This is a genomic window from Roseomonas sp. KE2513 (genome assembly GCF_016107305.1).
GTDB lineage: Bacteria > Pseudomonadota > Alphaproteobacteria > Acetobacterales > Acetobacteraceae > Roseomonas.
This window is the reverse complement of sequence record NZ_RCVR01000014.1, coordinates 116,503-136,279: the sequence shown is the minus strand read 5'-3', so window position 1 is coordinate 136,279 and position 19,777 is coordinate 116,503. Positions and strand designations below refer to the sequence as shown.

Here is a 19,777-nt window from a genome sequence, read left to right as displayed (position 1 = left end):
TCAGTTCGCTGCGATGGTGGGAGGGGGCATGGGCGTGAAGCCGGTGAAGCCACGTTCGACATCCACCGCGAGGTTGGCGGCAGCGACGGCCGCGGATTGCTGCTGCTGGCGGAGGCTGGCGAGCGCGAGGTAGTTCGACAGCGCCAGCTGCTGCGCGATCTCCCGGTTGACCGCGGCAGGCGTCATCGCCTGCAGCGAAGCCGCCCAGCCCACGTCCGAAAAGCGACGCTCCACTTCCAGGCTCAGCACCTGCATCCAGGAGCCGGCGGCTGGAGGTTCGACACCGCGGGCCCGAAGCTGGGCCTGCTGCGCCTCGTTCAGCGTCACGGTCGGCGCCTGCAGCGCGATCTGGTGGCTGAACACGGACCGGGACAGCGACATGCGGGCGTCGTAGGCTCGGCGCCGTGCCGCGGCATCCTGCCCTTCCACCGACGTCAGGTGGTCACCGCGCAGGGCAGCTGGAACGACGGGCTGCACGACGTTGGTGGCGTAGTCGTTGGCCGCATTCACCTGATCCCCATCGGCGTAGACCTCGCGCACGAAGCTGACCGCGCGCACGTCGGCGTTCGGACGCGGCGAGAGGGTGCAAAGCCCGGCCCCCGCCTCGTCCTGGTCGCAGTAGCGGGACAGGTGCGTGGCGTTGGAGGCCGTCATGGACTGCGCCTGGCCGAACCAAGCGGGCGTGTTCGGCCCGCCCTCGCCCCGGACGTCCATCACGTCGGCGATCGCCGTGGCGATGCGCGCTCCCTGGATCTGCGACTGGTTGGTGGACTGACCGCTGTCCAAGGCGAGGCAAGCCTGCGGTGAGGCCGTGTGCTCGTCGCGGATCTCGGTGTTGCGGAGATCGCGGGCGACCCGCGCGTTGGCCATGTTGGAGGCGTCGGCGATCTGCTGGACAGCACCGATCTGGGCACGCTGGTAGTTGGCCGTCTGGGTAAATCCATCGCCGAGGCGGTCGTTCAGCTGGTTGCCGACGCCGGTAAGGCGATCACTGATGAGCGTCCCGATATTGGTGATGTTGTCGTAGACCTTGTCGACCGCGCTGGTCATCGCGTTCTGGGCCTGCTGGAGCAGGAAGTGCGTGATGGCATCGAAGGTCGGCCACTCGGCATGGGCGAGCCTCGGTGCCACGACGAGCAAGCCGCCCGTCATGACGAGGACGGCGGCCGTGGACTTCAAGCGGTTGTGCATGGGCTATGTCCTTCCTCGCGTTAGCGGCCCGTGGTGGGCAGCGTGTAGCCGGATGGCGGCAGGGGAGAGCCGTTGACGTAGAGGCTGCCGGTGGTGTTGGCGCCGGTGCCGATCGAGCCGATGGGCGGACCGCCGCCGCCGAAGCTCAGGCGCGGGCACATCACGCCGCCGCCGAAGCCCCCGAAGCCGAGATTGAAGCCCGACACGGTGAGGCCGCACTGCGCCGAGCCCAGCGCCGACTGCCACGCCTGGTTCACGGCGGCGCAGAGTTGGCCCTGCACGGCGTCGAGCAGAGAGGTCGGGTCGAGCAGGTTGGAGATGACGTTGAGACCGACGCCGCGGAAGAAGCCGTCCAGGCAGGAGAGATTCCTCACGCTGTTCGGCGGTCGGATCGCGGCATCGTCGGCCTGCACGCGCGCGGAGATCGCGTCGGCAGCCGCCTGGGTGAGGGCCGCGCAGCCGACACTTCCGGTGCTCTGAGCATGCGCCAAGACAGGAACGCTCAGCAGCGACATGGTCAGGGCTGTGCGACGAAGGAGAAGGGTGACCCGACGCATCACGCGGCCTCCTTCGCGGGTTCGCCACTGGCCGCCAGAAGCGCCTGAAGGCGCTCCGGGGCGAAGATGCGGCCGAGCAGGTCCTGGCGATGCAGGGCGTCGAGAACCGTGCGGATGAAGCGGCCCGCCTCGGTGGTGTCGCTTCTCAGCAGTAGGGTCTGAGCATTGTCAGCTGCTCCACCGGCCGCCCCATCGAGCCATTCCACCAGCCGAAGCATGCGGGCGACGCCGAGCTGAGCCAGCACCTCCCGCGCCGTCGCACCATCGTCCTCGCCGATCCCCCCGGCGATCTGCTCGGCACTGGCGGTCCCCAGGGCCTGCCCGAGGTCGCTGAGGAGTGCCCGCACCTCCGGGGTGTCCTCCACCGGACGAAAGACCGGCACCCCCGCTCCCGCGAGGCGGGGTTCGGTTCGCTGGAGCCAGTCCAGCACGTCTGATCGTTCCAGGTCGGGCATCGCCGGGCTTCCTTCCACTCGTAGGAGGGGCAGGGTGTCGGCGGTCGACGCGAACGGCGCGGGCTTAGCGCGAGATGGTGACGGTGTTGCGGAGGAGGGTCATCCGCAGTCCGAGAGGACGGATTGCGTCCTGCAGGGCACGGTTCCAGGGCTTCTCACCGACCCAGGACACCAGTGCATCCAGGTCGACGTCATCCGCGTAACGCACTGAAAAATCGGTGGGAACGATTTGACGGGTGGCGAACGACAGCGGAACGTCAGTCCCGAATCCTCGCGCTGCCGTGAAGGACACGCTAGCTCTAGCCGTCCGGCGGGGCGAGGGCGTTGAAACCCTTCGATTCTCCGTCATATCGGCGGGGTAACCGTCAGCCGGCCGCCCGGTCATGACGGTCTGTCCCTGTGGCGGCCCGGAGGGCGAGAGACGGAAGTCGACTGAGAGTGGTTGGGGAGCGAGCAAGTGTGTCGTGAGAAGCAACGCTGTTGTCAGAGCCATCGGGGCCTCCTCTGTCCGGGGGACGCTGGACTGGATCGGCGCGAACGACAGGGCCGAACCGCCAAGTTTCCGAGCGCGCCGACTTCCGGAACCCTTCGGGCACGAACGAACGGGACCGTGAGATGCGATTCGGGTTGGGTGGAGACTGGAGAATGAGCAGGAGGAAAGCTGAGGCTCCCGAGGTCGAACGGGAGAAGGACACGCTCCTCGTCGGGGTCGGCAAGCGGGTGCGTGAGCGGCGAACCGGCCTGAGACTGACGCAGATCCAGGCCGCCGATGCCTGTGACGTACCGCAAACCCTGATCTTCTCGGCCGAAGCCGGCCTACAGAACCTCACGCTGAAGACATTGGGCAAGCTGGCGAAAGGTCTGAACACGACCGTGCGCGACCTCATGCCGGTCACGCCTGAGGTTTTGGAGCAGGAAAGGCCGCCGCCACAGACTCTGGCCGAGGCTGTCGAGAAGCTGGACCGAGTGACCCAGGAAGCGGCCCGCCTGGCCCAACTCGTCTCGTTCCTTCTTCGGCATTCCCAACACGCACCACACCACCCCCCCTCGGCCGGGGAGCGCGGTCCGGAACAGTAGGGTTCACCGCACACAGCAAGGCAGAAAACCACCAAAGCGACGATTTTTCCCTCATCACAACGTTATATAAGGTTGCGGCACATCGCCGTGATGAGTAATCATCGGAGCACGGAAGGTGGAGAACCGCTGTGTTCCTGTTCCATGCCCCAGTTGTCGCTCCGGTCCTGCCGATCTCTTCCCTGGCGGGGGAAGCGGTTATGCAGGTCGGGTGGCGTTACGATGCGGCGTTGGCAGGCATGGTGGGAAAGGGGCACGGCGTCGCGTCCATCGCCACCTTCCTCGGGGTCGACTCTGCTTTCGTCCTGGAGCGCGTCCTCGTGCGGGGGTTGGCGACCCCACACGATCGGCCGCTCCGCACCCGCCGGCACCCGAAGGCTTGGCCGGCGGCTCACTTCCGGCGTCTGATCGACTGCTGGCTTGATGGCTGGAAAGCGGCGAGTGCCGCCGAGGCTCTCGGTCGAAGTGTGAACAGCATCTACGCGCAGGTGCGACGTCTGGGCTTGCCCCGCCGCCCGCGCCGCGAGTTGCACCAGCCCGCGCCTGATACCGTCGAGCGGATGCAGAGGGAGTGGGGCTCCCTCGGGCAGATTTACCGCGATGTCGTCACTCCCCCCGATCAGACCCTGGTTCAGATCATCACCAGGGCCAGCGGCGAAATCCTGCGCATCGAGCGCAAGAAGAACCGCGACGAGATCCGCTGGACGCCGGCGCTCGATCACGAGATCTCCGAGCGTAGCTGGGCGAACCAGCACTACAAGGCGATCGGTAAGGCGCTCCGCATTTCCCACCGCGCCGTTCGCACGCGCCTGTCCCTGATCGGCATGCCGTCCCACGAGCGCGAGGACTTGGTCGAGCACTACGATCCGGCGCTCGGCAGGGAAAGACTGCGCCGCTCCGGCTATCGGTGGCGGGAGTGCAGCTTTCGCAAGGGGCAGTTCTTCTGGTCAGCCCACTATGGGGAGACGACCAGCAAGCTCGCGAAGAAGTCGAAGGCCTACCAGGAAGCTTCCCTCACTGCCTTCTAACCCTCTCGACTGACACCAAGCGCGAGACACGCGGACAAAAACAGTCGGAACCGGACATGAACGATTGCAGCGAGACGCCATCGGCGTCGGCTAGCGACGACGCGCGCCCAGACGATGCCGAACAATACGAGGCGGGAATCGACGATGCCTCGATGGACGCACTGCTGACAGAGCTGTCGCAGCAGGCGTGGTCGTCCGTGAGCATCGCCGTCATCCTTCGGGACCTGCGCGGCGAGTAGCGGATCGCGGTGCCGTTCGCGCCGGCAGCACGAACAATGGGTGACGAGATTGAGGAACACCCGATGCAGAACGAAGCCGCTGCCGTCACGCGTCGCCTGAGCGACCCCGACTTTCAGGGCAAGGTTGTCACACGGCTGATCGGTGCGGTGATCGCGCTGACGCTCGTGACGACGGCCGCCCTGGCGCACTCCTTCTGGCTGCAAACGCGGCCGAGCGAGACGCGCTACTTCCTCGTGGACGGACGCAATCCGCCCCGGCCGATCCGTGGTCTGGAAAGCCCGGTGGTCGACGACACGCAGCTGCTGGAATGGACGGTGAGATCCGTCCTTGCCGCGTACAACGTCAATTATCACGACTACGCCGCGCAGCTTAACGCTGCAGGGCGGCGCTTCTCGCTGAACGGCTGGAACACCTTCGCTCGCAGCTACATCGCTTCTGGGAACTTCGAAGCCATGAAGCGCGGCCGACTGACGTGCTTCGCGCAGACACAGCGTGCCGCGGTCATCACCGACCCCAAGATGATCAGTGGCAGGCTGGCTTACGAGATCCAGTTCCCCATCGTGCAGACTTGCGAGAACTCTCAGCAAACCAGTCAGCAGAATCTCACGATCACGGCGCTCGTCGTTCGCACCAACGACGAGGATCGTCCCGATGGGCTCGTGGTCGACCAACTGGTCGCGACTGCCCGATGATCGCAGCAGGAGCGAACGCCGTGAGATCCCGCACACTCGTCATCGCCCTGGCCAGTGGGGCGTGCCTTTCCGGCGCCGCCCTTGCCCAGGCGCCCAATCCTTCGCAGCATCCCGTCGACCGGGGCGCGGTGCGCCAGCGCATGCTGGAGGACGCCATCCCGCTCACGCCCGAGATGATCCGCGAGCTGGCGCGTCGCTACGGCGAGGTGCAGCGCGCCCAGGAGGAGAGCACCGCGCTGATCGCGTCGCCGGTGAGCCGGCCAGTCAACGTCACCTACCAGCCCGGCCAACCCACCTCGATCGTCCAGACCGTGCGCGGCTATCCCACCGCGCTCAGCTTCTTCGATGCCACCGGACAGCCCTGGCCCATCGCCTGGGACACCAACTCCAACAACGCCAACGTGTCGGGCGGCGGCGGCGGCGGCGTGGGCGGCTGCTCCACCTCGCCCAATGCCGGGCCGGCCGGGCCCGGCGGCCCGGCCGCCGAACTCGCGGGCTTCCACGTCTGCGTACCCGTGCGGGGCTCCAACACCATCCAGATCACCCCGATGTCGATCTCGCCGCGCGGCGGCCTGCTGGTGAACCTGCAGGGCGCTCCCAAGCCAATCTCCTTCCTGATGGTATCGGGGCAGACGCGCTACGACGCCGACGTCAGTGTCCACGTCTCGAGCCGCGGTCCCAACGCCCGCATTCAGATCGACACCCGCCCCAACGCTCCGGTGACGGGCGCACCCTTCCTCACGGCGATGCTGTCGGGCGTGGCGCCGGCTGACGCAGTGCCCCTCGCGGTCAGCGGCGTGTCACCCGACGACGTGCGGGCGTGGCGCCTCGGCAGCCAGATCTACCTGCGCACCCGGCACACGCTGATGTCGCCGCCCTGGGACGCCTCCCAGTACGGCGAGGGCGGCACGACCGTGTACGCGCTGCCGGCGACGCCGGTGGTCCTGCTCTCGGTCAACAATCGCACGGTCTCGGCCGAGCTGCGGGAGGAGCGCTGATGTCCGCCACCACCACGCGCCGTGGCTTCCGCGGCCCGTTCAACAAGGCGGCCAGCGCCGGCCCCATGCGGTTCGTGGTCATCGGCGGCGTCGGCCTCGCCATCACCGGGGTCGTCGTGGCCGCGACGATGGCCGGCAGCGATGCGCTACCCGAGAGCCGGGCGGCGCGGCAGGGCACCGTCAACCAGCTGCCCGGCGGCACCAACTCCTCGCCCTACCAGGCGCGGCTGGCGGTGGCCGAGAACCAGCGGCAGGCGGAGCAGGCGCAGGCCCGGGGGCAGTCCTACACCCCGCCGATCGCGGCCAGCCAGCGCGCGCCCGACCTGTCGGCGCTGGTGCCGCCCCCGGCGCCGCCGACCCCCGTGGCCGCCGTGACGGCGCCTCCTCCCCCAGCGATGCCGACGCAGGCGAGGCCGACGACCCCAACGGCCCCGCCCGCCGCTCCGGTTCTCTTCGAGACGCCCGCCGCTCTGGCGCGCGTGCAGCCGGCAGTTGCGGCGGCCCCACAGCAGAACCCGATCCGCACGGTGTCGCAGACCACGACGCAGCAGCAGCAGGTGGAAGACCCGGCGTTCCGCGACGCGCTGAACCGCCTCATGGGCGGCTGGCAGGGGCGACCGGGAAGAACCACGGTGACGCTCGCACCCCCGAGCTCTGCCTCGGCCGCAGAGAGCGACGAGGGACGCCGCGGCGCTCCGCCGGCGCATGCCCTGGCGCGCCAGGTCTCGGCGGGCGAGGTCGCGCCGGCCGCCGCCACAGTACCGTCCCCGCGCTCCTCCGCACCGTCGCAGGGCCGGGTTCTGGTGCCGGCAGGCCGTGGCATCTACGCCCATACCGTGCTGGCGGTGAATTCGGAGAGCGGCGGTCCGGTGGTCCTGCAGGCGGACACCGGCCCGATCGCTGGTGCCCGGCTGATCGGCACCTTCACCAAGCCGGGGACGATCAGCCGCCTGGTGGTCCGGATCAACACCGTGCAGTTCCAGGGCATGGAGATCCCGGCCGAGGGCTTGGTGGTGGCGCCCGACACCATGGAGACGGCCGTGGCGTCGAGCGTCGATCAGCGCCTGGGCGAGCGCTTCCTTCTGCCAGCGGCGGCAGCGTTCATCGCCGGGCTGGGACAGGCGGTGGCCACCACGTCGAACACCTTCAACCAGGTCAGCCCGTTCGGGGGGCAGTCCTACATCACCCGCCTCAACCCCGAGCAGCAGCTGGCCGTCGGTGCGGGGGCGGCCGCGGCCCAGGTCGGGAGGGCGCTCGAGCAGTCCGCTCCGCGCGGCCCGCTCGTCCATCTTTCCGCGAACGCGCCGGTCGGCGTGATGTTCCTGTCGAACCTCACGGCGCCGAACTGAGGCCAGAAAAGACGCGGCGCCGTTCGCGCCGCGTCCGCCCATCCTGTCGGTCTCAGACAGGTAGGGCACCATGGACACCCACGTCCCCGACAACACGCTGATCCCGCCGCTGTCGACGCGGCGCCCCAGCATGGCGCTGCCGGGGGAGGAGGAAGGCGAACTGCCCCCCGCCTCCCCCGCCGCCGCTTCCGCCCCTTCCGCACCGCCTCGCAAGAGCCGCCGCGGCCTGTTGCTGGGCTCCGTCGCGGTCGCCGTGTTCGTGGTGGGCGCTGGGGTGTTCCTCGTTTCTCCCTACAACACGATCCTGCCGCTGGGCGTGCAGAACGCGGTCGCGACCGCGCGCGAGAGCGCGGGGAAGTCCGTGCGCCACGCCGCGGAGGCGGTCGGGCTGATGGCCCCGGCGGCGCAGATGGCTGCAGCACCCCCTCCCGCCGCCGCGCCGGCTCCCGCCGCTCGCGAGCTGGCCCCGCGCACGTCACGCGAAGCACAGCTGGACGAGGTGATGGCCTACCGGCAGCGCCAGGGCGCTCCGGACCTGACCCGGCCACCCGGCACGGCGGGTCAGCCACGCCCCGAGCCGGTCCCGCCCGCGGCCGAGCGCCGTCCCGTCGAGTCCACGCCCTTGGCGCGCCGCCTTGGGGATACCCAGCAGGTAGAGCCGGCGCCGCTCGCTCGACGCGTGGATGAGCCTTCGCGTCCTGCCGTACCGGCTCAGCCGGCCCAGCCCCCGGTGGCAACCGCGGCGGCCGCGACGCCGATCGAGCCTGCTGCGGCCGTGCCAGCTCCTGCTCCGACACCTGCCGTCGCGGCAGTGACCGCTTCAGCGATCGCGTCCCCGGCTGCCGTCGAGGCGGCCAACCCGGCTTCGACGTCCGCTGTGGCGGTTGCTCCTGTGGTGGTCGTGCCCCCGCCGACGCCCGCCACACCGGCACCGGCCGATCCTGTCGCGGTCGCCGCCAGCCTGCGCCCTGCTCCGATGAGCACGCCGCAGCAGGTCGATGTGCTCGGGTTGGTCACGCAGATGGCGGTGATCATGCGCAACCGGGAGGAGCGCGATCGGCAGATGCAGGCCGACCTCGCGGCCATGCGCGACCGGCTGGAGGCGTCCACAGCCGACTTCGGGCGCCGCCTCGCCCTCGCCGAGGCACGCGGCGCGATGAACGCGGCCATGGGTGCGGCCGCCGCGCCGCCCCCCGCGCCGGCCAACGTCAGCCCTCCCCCTGCGGCTCCCGGCCCCACCGCCACACCGGTCGCCGCCCGGACGCAGGCCCCCGCGCAGGCGCCGAACGACGGCGTGCGCCGCCGCTACCGCGTCCAGGCCGCCTCGCCCGGTCTTGCCATGCTGTCGGAGGTCGATCGCACCGGAGACAGCGGCGCGCAGCTGCAGGTGGCCGTGGGAGACGAGGTGCCGGGCTACGGCAAGATCACGGCCATCGCCCAGCAGGGCAGCAACTGGGTGGTCCGCGCCGAGCGCGGCGCCATCCAGTAGGGCGCGCCGTCATGCAGGGCTTCGTCGACTTCGCGGCCGAGATCGGCATCGCGCTCGCCTACCTCGTGCCGGCCTTCGCCTACCTCGCGGCGATCGGCACCTTCCTCTTTGCCGGGTGGGGCTTCTGGCAGCAGGCCCAACCGGCGAACCCGTTCCGCAGCAGGCCGTGGATCCCGGCGCTGTCGCTGATCCTGAGCGGCGTGTTCGCGGCCTTCCCGCGGATCCTGACCCTGGCCAGCAACTCCGGAGGTGGCTCGGTCACCGTGGGGACCGGGGGCGCCTTCGGCTACGTCCCTTCGGTCGGCGCTGGCGGCGTGCTCGGCGCAACGCCGGCCGAGACCATCGTGAACGTCGTGCAGGTGTTCCAGGGCTTCTTCCAGGCCTTCGGCGCCATGATGGCGCTGCTGGCGGTGTTCACCTGGTGGAGCGTGGTGCGGGGTGCCAGCCGTCGCGGACAGGGTGGCTGCCTCGTTCAGTTCGCCTTCGGTGTGGCCCTCATCAACGTGCTGCCGCTCTCGCGACTGCTGGCCACGATGTTTCGCGCGAACACCTGAAAAAAAGGTCGGCGCCGCGCGCGCCGATTTCCCGGACTCTACCTTCAGAGGCGCCGCACGGTTCCTCGGCAACAGGAAAGCGAACTCCGTGAAGTCCATCAGCCCCGTCATCGTCTCCACCCGCCGCCGGTCGCTGAAGGCTGGCACCGCCATGCTGGCGGCCGGCGCCGCGCTGCTCGTCTCCGGCAAGGCCTTCGCCCAGGCCGCGAACGGCATCGGCGGTCAGGTCGGCACCATGGCCCAGGAAGCCACCACCGCCGGCGGCAACATCGGCTCCATGGCCATGTACCTCGCCGCGCTGCTCTGCCTCATCGCCGGCGCCTGGTCGCTGTGGCAGTCGCGCCAGCCGCAGAACCGCGAGGGCGGCAAGGTCGCCATGGGCCTCGCCGGCATCGTGCTCTGCGGCCTGTTCGCCACGGGCGGCGTGTGGATCGGCAAGGCCGCCCAGACCGCCTCGGGCGGTGCGGCGACCATCACCGGCACCAACGCCCCCGTCACCTTCGGGAACTGATCCCGGTGCGCTACCTGCCGCTCCCACTGTCCGCTCATCGCTCCGCCTGGGGCGTGGATACGGCCGGCGCGGAGCGGCAGTGCCACGGCGGCGGCGCCGACGCTCCCTGCCGGTTCTGCGGTGCCTTCGCCGCCGGCCGGCAGGAGGTGTTTCACCTCGACGGCGACCACGCCAACCACGCCCCGGCGAACCTCGCCGCCGCCTGCAGCCTCTGTCACCTCGCCCAGCACCTCGACGTCGCCGCCCGCCAGCGGTCCGTCGTGCTGGCGTGGCTGCCAGAGGTGAGCCAGGCGGCGGTGTTCATGCTGACGCGCTCGGCCCATCTCGCCCTGCTCGACGCCGATGCCGACCCCACGCTGGAGGTGCCTCCCGCCAGGGGCACCGAAGCCACGGTGGCCGCGTGGCGAGCCCTCAAGGCGCTTCTCGGCCGGGAGGAGCAGGCCAAAGCGCGGCTGAAGACGTCCGATCCCGGCGTGCTCGGTGCGGCTCTGCTGGCGCTCACTTCCGGTGCCTACCGCGGCCGCGCCAACCTGCTGGGAAGCATCCGGCTGGTGCCCACGGGTCGGATGCTGGTGGGCGGCGAGGACATCTACCCCGGCCTGCTCCGCGCCTGGGCCGGCCGGGCCGAGCCGAAGGCTTCCGCCCCCCTCCCCGCCCCCATCCCCGCAGCTCCGAGGAGGGCCGCATGATCGGCGCCATCTCCCGCCTCCTGGCGGGCCTGTCCCTTACCCTGAAGCAGCCCCTCGGCGCCTTCTGCGACGTCGAGACCACGCACGGCGACGCGCTGGTGACCAAGCATTCCGACTACCTCAGCGTCATCCGCATCGAGGGCATGCGGAGGATGGCCACCCGCGCCGACGTCGAGCGCATCGCCCTCGCCCAGCGGATGGACCTGTCCGGTGCCCTGGAGGACCCGGGCCACGCCATCATGGGCTGGTTCATCTCCGACCCCGACCAGTCAGCCGTCGAGATCGACCGCCTCAACCTCGATTCCTGCCGCACCATCGCGCGCGAGCTGGGTCTGGATGTCGGCGACGTGCTCAACGAGCGCGCGGCGCTCTGGCCCAAGGTCATGCGCTGGGAGGCGGCCTACTATGTGCTGTGGACCCGCCGCTCCGTCCTGACCAAGGAAGAGCGCAAGCAGATGGGGGAGGAGCAGTCCGCCCTGGCCAAGGCCGGTCCCCGGGCCGGTGACAGCCAGCGATACTACCTGCGCTCGGAGGTCATGGCGGCGCGCCACGATGCGTTCGTGCTGCGCGTCGAGGCCGCCCTCAAGGCCAACGACATCGCCACCCGCGGGCTGGGGGCGCACGAGGCCCTGAAGCTGGTGCGGGAGGCGGTGTACCGCGAGACCTCCGGGTCGGACTGGAAGGCCACCCTCATGGGCGACCGGGTGATGCCGCGGGCGACCGAGGACGAGGCCCGCAAGGTGGACGCCGCGCCCGGCATGCTGTGGCCCGCCATCCGCGAGCAGATCTTCCACGCCGACGCCGAGACCCAGGGCGGGCAGCGGGTGCGGATCGGCGACAACGACTACGCCCCCGTGGACATGGCGGTCGGACCGGAAGACCCCCGGCCCTTCGTCGAGCTGTCGGCCCGGCTGGGGCAGGACCGCATCCCTTGGCGCGGCTCAATCCTGATCGAGGGCGGCGGACGATCGGCGATGCTGCTGAAGTCGCTCGGCGCCACCCTGTTCTCGATGTTTCCCGGCAATGCCGATGTCCGTCGCGCCTTCGAGGCGCTGAAGCAGGAGCGCGACGACAACGGCCACATCGGGGTCAAGCTGAGGGCCTCCTTCGCCACCTGGGCGCCCACCGGTGACACCCAGAAGCTCCGTCGTCGTGCCTCCACCCTGACGCAGCGTCTGGAGGGCTGGGGCAACTGCAAGGCCACCAGCATCTCGGGCGACCCCTTGGAAGGGGCGTTGAGCAGCGTCCCAGCCCTGGCGCTGGCCTCGACCGGCACGCCGGGCATCGCGCTGCTGGGCGACGCTTTCGCCATGCTCCCCTGGAACCGCTGCGCATCGCCCTGGGAACAGGGCTCGGTGCTGTTCACCCGGCCCGACGGCGCGATCTGGCCCTACGAGCCCGCCGGCAGCTCCAAGCGCCCGCTCGTGTGCGACATCTTCGTGGCCCCGCCAGGCTCCGGGAAGTCGGTGCTCGCCAACACGATCAACCTCGGCCTGTGCCTCAGCACCGCCGTGCTGGGCTCGCGCGGGGCGAAGCTACCGCTGATCGGCAAGGCCGACATCGGGCCTTCCGCCCAGGGGTTCGTGCGGCTGGTGCGCGAGGCGCTGGGGCCGGAGCGCGAGCACGAGGCCATCTTCGTGACGATGCAGTTCCGGGCTGGGTACGAGTTCAACATCTTCGACCTGCAGGTGGGCTGCACCTATCCGCTGCCCATGGAGAAGGCGTTCCTGCAGAACTTCCTGTCCCTGGCCACCATGCCGCCAGGCCAGAACACACCGTTCGAGGGCCTGAGCCAGCTGATCGGCTACGTCATCGACGAGGCCTATCGCCTCTGCACCGACGTGCCCGGCGGCTCCCCCAAGCCTTACCGGGCCGGTGTCGAGCCCACCGTCGACGCCGCGCTGTCGCGGCACGGCATCGTGCTGGAGCACGCCGAGCCCTGGTGGCGGGACGTGGTGGACGCCCTGATCGACCGCCAGGAGTGGCGGCTCGCCGAGGTGGCGCAGCGTCACGCGGTGCCGACGCTCGAGGATCTGGTGGTCGCCGCCCGGGGCGATCAGGTTCGCGACATCTTCGACGAGTTGAAGATCGCCACCACGAGCGAGGACGCGATTGGTCTGTTCGAGCGCTACATCTACGACTTCATCAAGAAGTTCCCGACGCTGAACGCCCCGACCAAGCTGGATTTCGGGCCCGCTCGGATCATCGTGCTTGATCTCGCCGCCGTGGCGCCGACCGGATCGGCGGTGAACGACCGGCAGACGGAGATGATGTACCTGCTGGCGCGGCACATCCTGGCGCGCAACTTCACCCTGCACCCGGACTATGCCGAGTACGTGCCGGAGAAGGTGCGCGACTACCAGCGTGCCCGCTTCCAGGAGATCATGGAGTCGGTGAAGCGGCTCGACTACGACGAGTGGCACCGCACCAAGGGCAGTCCCCAGGTCCGCGATCAGGCTGCGCTGGATGTCCGTGAGGGGCGCAAGCACAACCTGCAGCTGGGCTTCGCGTCGCAGCGGCTGAGCGACATGGGCGAGGAGCTTGTCGGCCAGTCCACGGGGCGGTTCATCCTCAAGACCGGCGACGAGAAGGAGTGCAACGAGGTCATCGAGCGCTTCGGGCTGAGCAAGGCCAGCGCCGACGTCGTGCGCTTCGCCCTGCAGGGCCCGGGCCCGAAGGGAGCGCCGTTCCTGGCGGTGCTGCTGGCCGGGGGCGCCAAGTACGAGCAGATGCTGGTGAACTTCCTCGGGCCGGTGGAACTGTGGGCGCTGAGCACCACGCCTGGCGATACGGCGTTGCGCAACCGGCTGTACGCGGCGCTTGGGTTCAAGGAAGCGCTGCGCCGGCTGGCGCGGGTATTCCCACGCGGCTCGGCCGTGGACGAGATCGACCGGCGCAAGAACGAGCGCCTGAAGCGCGGCGAGCTGGACGCCCGGGCTGAGGCCGGCGTGGTGGACGAACTGGCCACCGAGCTGACCGATGGCCGGGGCCTGGGCATCGTGCTGCGCGACGTGCCGCAGGACAACGAGCCGCCGCGGCGGCTGATGGCGGCCGAGTAGGGCAACCTGAGGGAAGCTGAGGTGTGTTCAAGGTGAACACACGATTGCCGTTCAGCCGGGAACCAACCAGTTCTCGACCCTCAGCCCACGGACCCGTTGGAACTCCCCGACGTTTGCTGTCACGAGGGTCGCCTCCAATGCGTAGGCATGGGCGGCGATCAGCAGATCATTCCCGCCGATCGGTTGGCCGGCGGCTTCCAGCTCCGCTCGCAACCCGCCGTACTCTGCATCGGCTGGCACCTCCAGCGGCATCACCGGCACGGCACCCAGGAACGCCTCGACCCGCTCCAGAAGCCGGGAAGATCCTTTCTTGGCGCAGCCGTACCGGAGCTCCGCGGCGACGATGATACTGACGCAGACCGCCGCTCCGGCCGCCCGTGCCTTTCGTGCGGCGGTCCCTGTCGGATTCCGGATCACGTCACTGACGATGTTGGTATCGAGCATGTAGAGCACGGTCAGAAGATGTCCCGTGCGGCAGGGGGCGGATCGTCGCCCTCCGGCAGGGCTTCTTCCAGAGGTTCCCAGCTGTCGAGCAGCGCCGACAGATTCCTGGAGCGGACAGGCTCAAGGATGAGGCGGTCGCCATCCCGGCTGATGATGGCTTCGGTACCCGGAAGCTCGAACTCCACGGGGATCCGGACGGCTTGGTTCCGATTGTTGCGAAATAGCCGAACCTGTCGGGGTGCGGGGGTGGCCTGAGGCATACCGTTCCCTCCGGTCTGGGATATGCCAAGCATATGCCAATAGGAGACTGGCGAAGCAAGAGCAACCTGGAAGCTACCGCGGCTATGACCTCGTCCCTCTTCCACCCTCCCCGACGCTATTCGCCCGCCGGTAGAGTTAGCGCCGCCCCCGACCCGAAGGCGACCTTCGTGCCCGTTGCCGGGGTGTCTGGTATCGGCCGGCAAGCCGACATTGCCGGTCAGCAGCCGTGATCGGCGGCTCTGCGCCCTGCGTGATCGTCGGCTGGGCACGCGCGACTTCCTGAAAGCGGACTAAGCGTACCCCGCCCTCGCTGACTGAGAAGAGCGGGGATCGGACCTGTCATTATTGCTCGACCGCCCGCCCAAGAACCCGTTGCGACGGCATGGCTGCGTAGCGGGTCAGGAGCGGGCGCGGCAACAATGGTTCATTAGATTTCCCCCGGACCACTTGGCGGGGACCGGTCACACGGCATCTTCGGAAAATCAGCCATCCTCACCGCCAAATAGTCGACCAAATCGGTTCCACTGAATGTAGGGAACTCAATCGGCTTCCCATTTGCTTGAATATCACCGGCGGCAATCCGTTCGATCGAAGCGGCATCCAGTGGCTCTACTTCACGACTCAAACACTTTAATTTTTCAGCTGCCGGGAAATCGACTACATCCGTCCAACCTGGTGGCAGCCCGACCGAAACCTCAGCATCTTCCATAGTGTATCCGAGTGCCGCCATGCCTTCTTCAGTAAACGCACGGCCAGGGCAGGAGTGAAATGGGAATGCCTTGTCGCAGTCCATAAGCAAGTTCGCCAGCTTGGACAGATGCGCAGCGCAGCAAGCACCAATGTCCCGACCAGTCAGCTCCTCTGGAACTGGCTGTGGCCTGCCTACGAAGCGGTAGGTCCAGCCGCCACCAAGCCTGCTCCCACCAACAAAGGAAACCGGACCCTGCTTTTGAGAGATGTTCCGTAGTTCCAGGAAAAAGCGCATAGCAGAGTCGGCCTTCATGATGGCCTGCTGCTTCGCATACCAAGCGGCGAAGGCGGGCACATCCGACATCGATTTCTGAAGAACGAAGCTCACACTCCGGCTGGCGGAAAGAAAAGCGTTCAACTCGAACTGAAACTCCATCCCACTCGAGTGCACCATTCGTGCAAGGAAGTGCTCAGCTTCCAGAAGTTTCTCGGCAGGATGACGCAGCGTGGTGAACTGATAGGCCATAGGATCTGCCGGATAGGGATTTGAGGTAGATCGGGCGTACGAGGCTACGATGTCATGTCCGAGACAGTCGAGCAGGATCGAACCGGGCCTGCACGAACCGCATCCCGTTCGCGCCGAATGCCCGCACTCTCCACGTCGACGAGGTGGAGATCCCCATGGCAAGCACACGACTGAGGTTGGCGATGGTACTCGCGGGGCTCGTGGCCCTGGCCGGTTGCGCCGGCACCGGCCCGACTACCGAAATCGTCACCACCGGCATGCCCAATCCCGAGGTGGCCCTGCGTCGTTCGATGGAGCAGGTCGGCCACCAGATGGCGCAACTCGGCGGCCTGAACCGTCCGGCGCTGGCCGCCGGTCAGGGTCCAGTGGTGCCGGAGGAGCTTCGGCGTCCGGTCGCCTTCACCTGGAACGGGCCACTGGCAGACGGCGTGCGCAAGCTGGCCGGAACGATCGGCTACACCGTGGTCGTGTCCGGGGTGGAGCGGCCGCAGCCAGTGCCCGTGGCGATCAACCTGCCCTCCACCACCCTGGTGGACGCCTTTGCCGCCCTGGGCGAGCAGGCCGGGGCCTACGCCACGGTGCAGATCGACCCTGCCAGCCGCACCGTGCAGGTGGTCCACCATGTTTGAGCTCCGCCGCTCCGGCCTGCGGCCCATCCTGCTGGCCGCGACTGCGCTCGCCACCCTCGCCCTCGCTCCGGCCGCCCGCGCCGATGGCTCGGTCAGCTTCCTCGCGAGCCCGCCCCTGCCGGGACAGGCGCAGTACGAGGCCGCCTCGCGAACCCTGGCGGACCAGGTCAACCAGCCCATCACCGGCGCCAGTACCCTGCCCGTGGTCGAAGGCGTCGAGGCACCGCCCTCGCTGGAGGCGCTGCAGGCGGCCCGTCCTGGCGACCAGGTGGGCGACGGCCTCGAGACCGGACGTGCCGAGGTGCTGCGGCAGGCCGCCACCATCTACGGCGCCCAGGGCGGCCTCGCGGCGCGCTCCTTCGCCATCAACGAGATGCTGCGCCGCTACGAGGCCCAGCTCACCGCCACCTACGACTTCCGCCCCCTGGTGCTCTCGGTCGGCGGGGGCCAGACGCTGATGCGCCCGCCGATCGTGTCGGAGGCACAGATGGCCTTCGCGCTGGGCGAGAACGGGCAGGTGGCGCGGGAAACCTCGTGCATCTTCGAGATCACGCGCGAGGCGCAGCTGACCTCGGCCCCGCCGGATTGGCGCTCCTACCTCGTGCGGTCCTGGGGCACCCCGGCGCGGCCAGCCGACGCCGCCCTGCCACGAACCCGCCAGGAGGTGCGCTACTGGGATCGCTGGGTGGCCGAAGGCTGGGCACAGGGCGAGAAGCAGGCCGTCAACATCTTCCTGTCCGACCTCGGCCGCCTGCAGCGTGACCTGATCGGCATGGCTCGGTTCCGGGTGCTGCTGCGCGCCGGGCTGGTGGAGGAGCCGCGGATCGCCTTCGAGAGCAGTGCCGCCGATGGTGGCCGCTCGCGTCTGGCGATCGGCGACCGCACGGTGCGGATCACCGACCAGCCGGGGCTGCAGCGCAACCCACGCCGCTGGCAGCCAGGGGCGGGCTGCCGATGAGCGCCGTGCTGGAACCGCGCCGCAGCGACGTCGAGGCGGCCGCGGAGGGCTGGCCCGAGGAAGGGCTTCGCTGGGTCGAGGATCCCCGCAAGTCCGCGCCTGGCCTGGACTCCCTGCTCATCTGGGCTCACCGCCAGGGCGCATCGCGCATCTCCTTCCAGACTGGTCACCCGGTCTGGATCATGGTCCACGGCCGCAATCGCAAGGCCACAACCAGGGCACTGAGCGAGGTGGAGGTGTCCGTGGTCACCAACCACCTCTACGGCGCCGACGGCACCGCACGCCTGCAGGGCGGATCGGACTTCGACGTGTCCTACGCCGTGGCGATCAGCCGCTCGGAGCGGTTGCGCTTCCGCGTCAACGCCACCCCTATCCACACCAGCCGCCGCGGCGGGGCGAACCTCGTGCTCCGCCCCATCCCCGACATGCCGCCGGGCCTCGACGCGCAGCTCGTGGAGGCGGAGATCCTGGAGAACTACCGCCCGCGGGGCGGCTTCGTGGTGGTCAGCGGCTCCACCGGTTCGGGCAAGAGCACCCTGATCGGCGGCTTCACCGTCGCCAAGCTGACGGACCCGAACGGCCACTACAACATCGTCGAGGGGGCGGCTCCCATCGAGTTCCTGCTCGATGGGCTCCAAGGTCCGACCTCGACCATCGCGCAGACGGAGATCCCGCGGGATTTGCCGACCTTCGAGGCCTTCATCCGCGGCTGCTGGCGGCGGGAGGCCACCGACATCATCGTCGGCGAGAGCCGTGACGGCGCGACGATGTCCGCGTCGCTCAACGCCGCTATGGCAGGATCCACGGTGACCACCACCATCCACGCCGACGATCTGGCGCTGACGATCCAGCGCATGGTGGCGCTGTGCCCCGGCGACGAACGCGACAACCTCGTCACCTCGATCGCGCAGTCGCTGCGGCTCATCATCAATCAGCGTCTGGTCTTCTCGACCGATGGCAAGCGCACCGCGCTGCGCGAGTACCTGGTGTTCGACGCTCCGCTTCGCCGGCGCCTGATGCAGACCTCGCCATCGGACTGGCCTGACCTGATCCGCACCACGTTGGAAACCGAGGGTCAGTCCTATCGCAAAGCCATCACCCGCGCGCTGGAGGAGGGCCGGATCAGCCCCGCAGTTGCCGAGGGTGAGATGAGGAGGATCGGCTGATGTGGCGCAACACCGCCCTGCCCATTCGCTTCCTGATGCTGGATGCGCGCGCGCTCCTGCCGGTGCTGTGCTTCGTCACCTACTGGAGCTGGGCGACCTTCTACATCGCCCTGCTCGGCACCGCGTTCTTCGGCCTGCTCTCATTCTTCGGGCTGACCCTGCCGGCGCTGTTCCGCATCGTCCGGGGATGGCTCGTCGGTCGGCTCCGCCCGGCGGTGCCGGCCTGGAAGCGCCGGAGGCTGGCGTGAGCGGCTCTCTCGATCTCGGTGCGGTCGGGCGCACCCTTCAGCGGCTGGTGGAGCGGGACGGGCGCCCGCTGCTGCTTCGCGATGAGGCCACCGGCCTCGATCACCGGCTGCCCGCCGCACTGGTCGCCGCTCCGGACGGCCTGATGCCCAACTTCCTGGCGGCGGCTAACGTCGTCTGGCGGGCGGCAACAGGCCGGCATCTGGGGATCGAGCAGGAACACGATCCCGACGCGTTGCTGGGCTACCGGGTGAAGGGCATCCGTGGCGAGCCGTTCTCCGTGGTCATGCTCTCGGCCATGGAGGCCATCGAGCGGACCGGCACGCCGTCCGCCCTGCCGGTCACCGACTTCGCCAAGCTCTGGCAGCAGCTGCGACCGCTGGGCGCCATGGGCGGGCGCGACGTCGCTCCCAGTGGGACGCAAGGGCCAACGCCATGAGAACGCTGCTCCTCGCGGTGCTGGCCATCGCATCGGTGGCCGCAGCACCCGCCAAGGCTTCAGTCTCGGACGGCACCGTGTCGGCCGTGACGGAGTGCATCCAGGCCGCAGCGGCCCTGCACCGGGTGCCCCCGGGGGTGATCGCGGTGCTGCTGTCGGTGGAAGGCGGCTCGATCGGACGGGTAAGCCAGAACACCAACGCCACGGTGGACATCGGACCGATGCAGATCAACCAGATCCATCTTCCGACCATTGCCCGGCGCTGGAACACGACGCCCTCCGCGGCACGCGAGGCGTTGCTCAACAACTTCTGCGCCAACGTCGAGGCGGGGGCATGGATCCTGCGACGCGAGATCGACGGCGCCGGCGGTGACTTCTGGGAGGGCGTAGGCCGGTATCATTCACGCACCGAGTTCTACAAGACGCGGTACTTGCGCAGGGTTCTGGAGCACGTCATGCGGCTACAGCGCCTCGTGCTCTCCCCTGATCGTGTCGTAGCGCGAAGATAGTTGAAGCGACACCATACTTCCGG

The 19,777-nt window shown here is 69.0% G+C and carries 23 protein-coding genes; 17 read left to right on the top strand and 6 right to left on the bottom strand.

What is annotated here, in order from left to right; translation table 11 throughout:
• From D9599_RS15975 to D9599_RS15965, 3 genes are read right to left on the bottom strand one after another with little or no spacing between them, the layout of a single operon-like run.
• Positions 1-1,191: a hypothetical protein gene (locus tag D9599_RS15975; RefSeq protein ID WP_198382263.1), complete on the bottom strand. Its 1,191-nt coding sequence runs from the start codon at positions 1,189-1,191 to the stop codon at positions 1-3.
• A gap of 20 nt (positions 1,192-1,211) precedes the next feature.
• Complete coding sequence (locus D9599_RS15970) at positions 1,212-1,748, bottom strand: hypothetical protein (RefSeq protein ID WP_375373053.1); 537 nt, start codon at positions 1,746-1,748, stop codon at positions 1,212-1,214.
• Positions 1,748-2,203 (bottom strand): hypothetical protein, encoded by a 456-nt coding sequence (locus tag D9599_RS15965; RefSeq protein ID WP_198382262.1) that lies wholly within the window; start codon positions 2,201-2,203, stop codon positions 1,748-1,750. Before D9599_RS15965 ends, D9599_RS15970 begins: the two co-directional genes overlap by 1 nt.
• Before the next feature lie 615 nt (positions 2,204-2,818).
• Between D9599_RS15965 and D9599_RS15960 the strand changes: the two genes are divergently transcribed.
• From D9599_RS15960 to D9599_RS15910, 11 genes are all read left to right on the top strand, one after another.
• Entirely contained in the window at positions 2,819-3,280 is a 462-nt protein-coding gene (locus D9599_RS15960) for a helix-turn-helix domain-containing protein (protein WP_198382261.1), read from the top strand.
• 197 nt (positions 3,281-3,477) lie between these two features.
• Positions 3,478-4,305 carry a hypothetical protein gene (locus tag D9599_RS15955; RefSeq protein WP_198382260.1) on the top strand — a complete coding sequence of 276 codons (828 nt, stop codon included), beginning with the start codon at positions 3,478-3,480 and terminating at the stop codon, positions 4,303-4,305.
• A gap of 56 nt (positions 4,306-4,361) precedes the next feature.
• On the top strand, positions 4,362-4,544 hold the full coding sequence (locus D9599_RS15950) for a hypothetical protein (protein ID WP_198382259.1): 183 nt from the start codon (positions 4,362-4,364) through the stop codon (positions 4,542-4,544).
• A gap of 63 nt (positions 4,545-4,607) precedes the next feature.
• Positions 4,608-5,237 carry a DotI/IcmL/TraM family protein gene (locus D9599_RS15945; protein ID WP_198382258.1) on the top strand — a complete coding sequence of 210 codons (630 nt, stop codon included), beginning with the start codon at positions 4,608-4,610 and terminating at the stop codon, positions 5,235-5,237.
• Positions 5,238-5,257: 20 nt separating this feature from the next.
• On the top strand, positions 5,258-6,235 hold the full coding sequence (locus tag D9599_RS15940) for a DotH/IcmK family type IV secretion protein (protein ID WP_309228643.1): 978 nt from the start codon (positions 5,258-5,260) through the stop codon (positions 6,233-6,235).
• Positions 6,235-7,584 (top strand): DotG/IcmE/VirB10 family protein, encoded by a 1,350-nt coding sequence (locus D9599_RS15935; protein WP_198382256.1) that lies wholly within the window; start codon positions 6,235-6,237, stop codon positions 7,582-7,584. The genes D9599_RS15940 and D9599_RS15935 overlap by 1 nt, the downstream gene beginning before the upstream one ends.
• A 70-nt stretch (positions 7,585-7,654) precedes the next feature.
• Entirely contained in the window at positions 7,655-9,073 is a 1,419-nt protein-coding gene (locus tag D9599_RS15930; protein ID WP_198382255.1) for a hypothetical protein, read from the top strand.
• An 11-nt stretch (positions 9,074-9,084) separates the two neighbouring features.
• A complete protein-coding gene (locus D9599_RS15925; protein ID WP_198382254.1) occupies positions 9,085-9,627 on the top strand; it encodes a hypothetical protein in 543 nt (180 codons plus the stop codon).
• 88 nt (positions 9,628-9,715) lie between these two features.
• Positions 9,716-10,138 carry a hypothetical protein gene (locus tag D9599_RS15920; protein WP_309228642.1) on the top strand — a complete coding sequence of 141 codons (423 nt, stop codon included), beginning with the start codon at positions 9,716-9,718 and terminating at the stop codon, positions 10,136-10,138.
• Between the two features lie 5 nt (positions 10,139-10,143).
• The gene (locus D9599_RS15915) at positions 10,144-10,827 is read left to right on the top strand and encodes an HNH endonuclease (RefSeq protein WP_198382253.1); all 684 of its coding nucleotides are present in this window, start codon (positions 10,144-10,146) and stop codon (positions 10,825-10,827) included.
• Entirely contained in the window at positions 10,824-13,886 is a 3,063-nt protein-coding gene (locus tag D9599_RS15910; RefSeq protein ID WP_198382252.1) for an ATP-binding protein, read from the top strand. Before D9599_RS15915 ends, D9599_RS15910 begins: the two co-directional genes overlap by 4 nt.
• A 51-nt stretch (positions 13,887-13,937) precedes the next feature.
• Here the strand turns inward: D9599_RS15910 and D9599_RS15905 are convergent, their stop codons facing one another.
• The 3 genes from D9599_RS15905 to D9599_RS15895 all read right to left on the bottom strand — a co-directional run bounded on the left by D9599_RS15905 (position 13,938) and on the right by D9599_RS15895 (position 15,807).
• The gene (locus D9599_RS15905; RefSeq protein WP_309228641.1) at positions 13,938-14,339 is read right to left on the bottom strand and encodes a type II toxin-antitoxin system VapC family toxin; all 402 of its coding nucleotides are present in this window, start codon (positions 14,337-14,339) and stop codon (positions 13,938-13,940) included.
• A 2-nt stretch (positions 14,340-14,341) separates the two neighbouring features.
• Complete coding sequence (locus tag D9599_RS15900) at positions 14,342-14,590, bottom strand: antitoxin (RefSeq protein ID WP_198382251.1); 249 nt, start codon at positions 14,588-14,590, stop codon at positions 14,342-14,344.
• Between the two features lie 428 nt (positions 14,591-15,018).
• Positions 15,019-15,807, bottom strand: coding sequence for a hypothetical protein (locus D9599_RS15895; RefSeq protein WP_198382250.1), 789 nt, complete (start codon positions 15,805-15,807; stop codon positions 15,019-15,021).
• A gap of 155 nt (positions 15,808-15,962) precedes the next feature.
• Between D9599_RS15895 and D9599_RS15890 the strand changes: the two genes are divergently transcribed.
• From D9599_RS15890 to D9599_RS15865, 6 genes are read left to right on the top strand one after another with little or no spacing between them, the layout of a single operon-like run.
• A complete protein-coding gene (locus tag D9599_RS15890) occupies positions 15,963-16,436 on the top strand; it encodes a DotD/TraH family lipoprotein (protein ID WP_198382249.1) in 474 nt (157 codons plus the stop codon).
• Positions 16,429-17,394 carry a type IV secretory system conjugative DNA transfer family protein gene (locus D9599_RS15885; RefSeq protein ID WP_198382248.1) on the top strand — a complete coding sequence of 322 codons (966 nt, stop codon included), beginning with the start codon at positions 16,429-16,431 and terminating at the stop codon, positions 17,392-17,394. Before D9599_RS15890 ends, D9599_RS15885 begins: the two co-directional genes overlap by 8 nt.
• Positions 17,391-18,560 (top strand): type IV pilus twitching motility protein PilT, encoded by a 1,170-nt coding sequence (locus D9599_RS15880; protein ID WP_198382247.1) that lies wholly within the window; start codon positions 17,391-17,393, stop codon positions 18,558-18,560. Before D9599_RS15885 ends, D9599_RS15880 begins: the two co-directional genes overlap by 4 nt.
• The gene (icmT, locus tag D9599_RS15875) at positions 18,560-18,808 is read left to right on the top strand and encodes an IcmT/TraK family protein (RefSeq protein WP_198382246.1); all 249 of its coding nucleotides are present in this window, start codon (positions 18,560-18,562) and stop codon (positions 18,806-18,808) included. The genes D9599_RS15880 and icmT overlap by 1 nt, the downstream gene beginning before the upstream one ends.
• The gene (locus D9599_RS15870) at positions 18,805-19,245 is read left to right on the top strand and encodes a hypothetical protein (protein ID WP_198382245.1); all 441 of its coding nucleotides are present in this window, start codon (positions 18,805-18,807) and stop codon (positions 19,243-19,245) included. The genes icmT and D9599_RS15870 overlap by 4 nt, the downstream gene beginning before the upstream one ends.
• On the top strand, positions 19,242-19,754 hold the full coding sequence (locus D9599_RS15865) for a lytic transglycosylase domain-containing protein (RefSeq protein WP_198382244.1): 513 nt from the start codon (positions 19,242-19,244) through the stop codon (positions 19,752-19,754). Before D9599_RS15870 ends, D9599_RS15865 begins: the two co-directional genes overlap by 4 nt.
• Positions 19,755-19,777 lie beyond the last annotated feature (23 nt).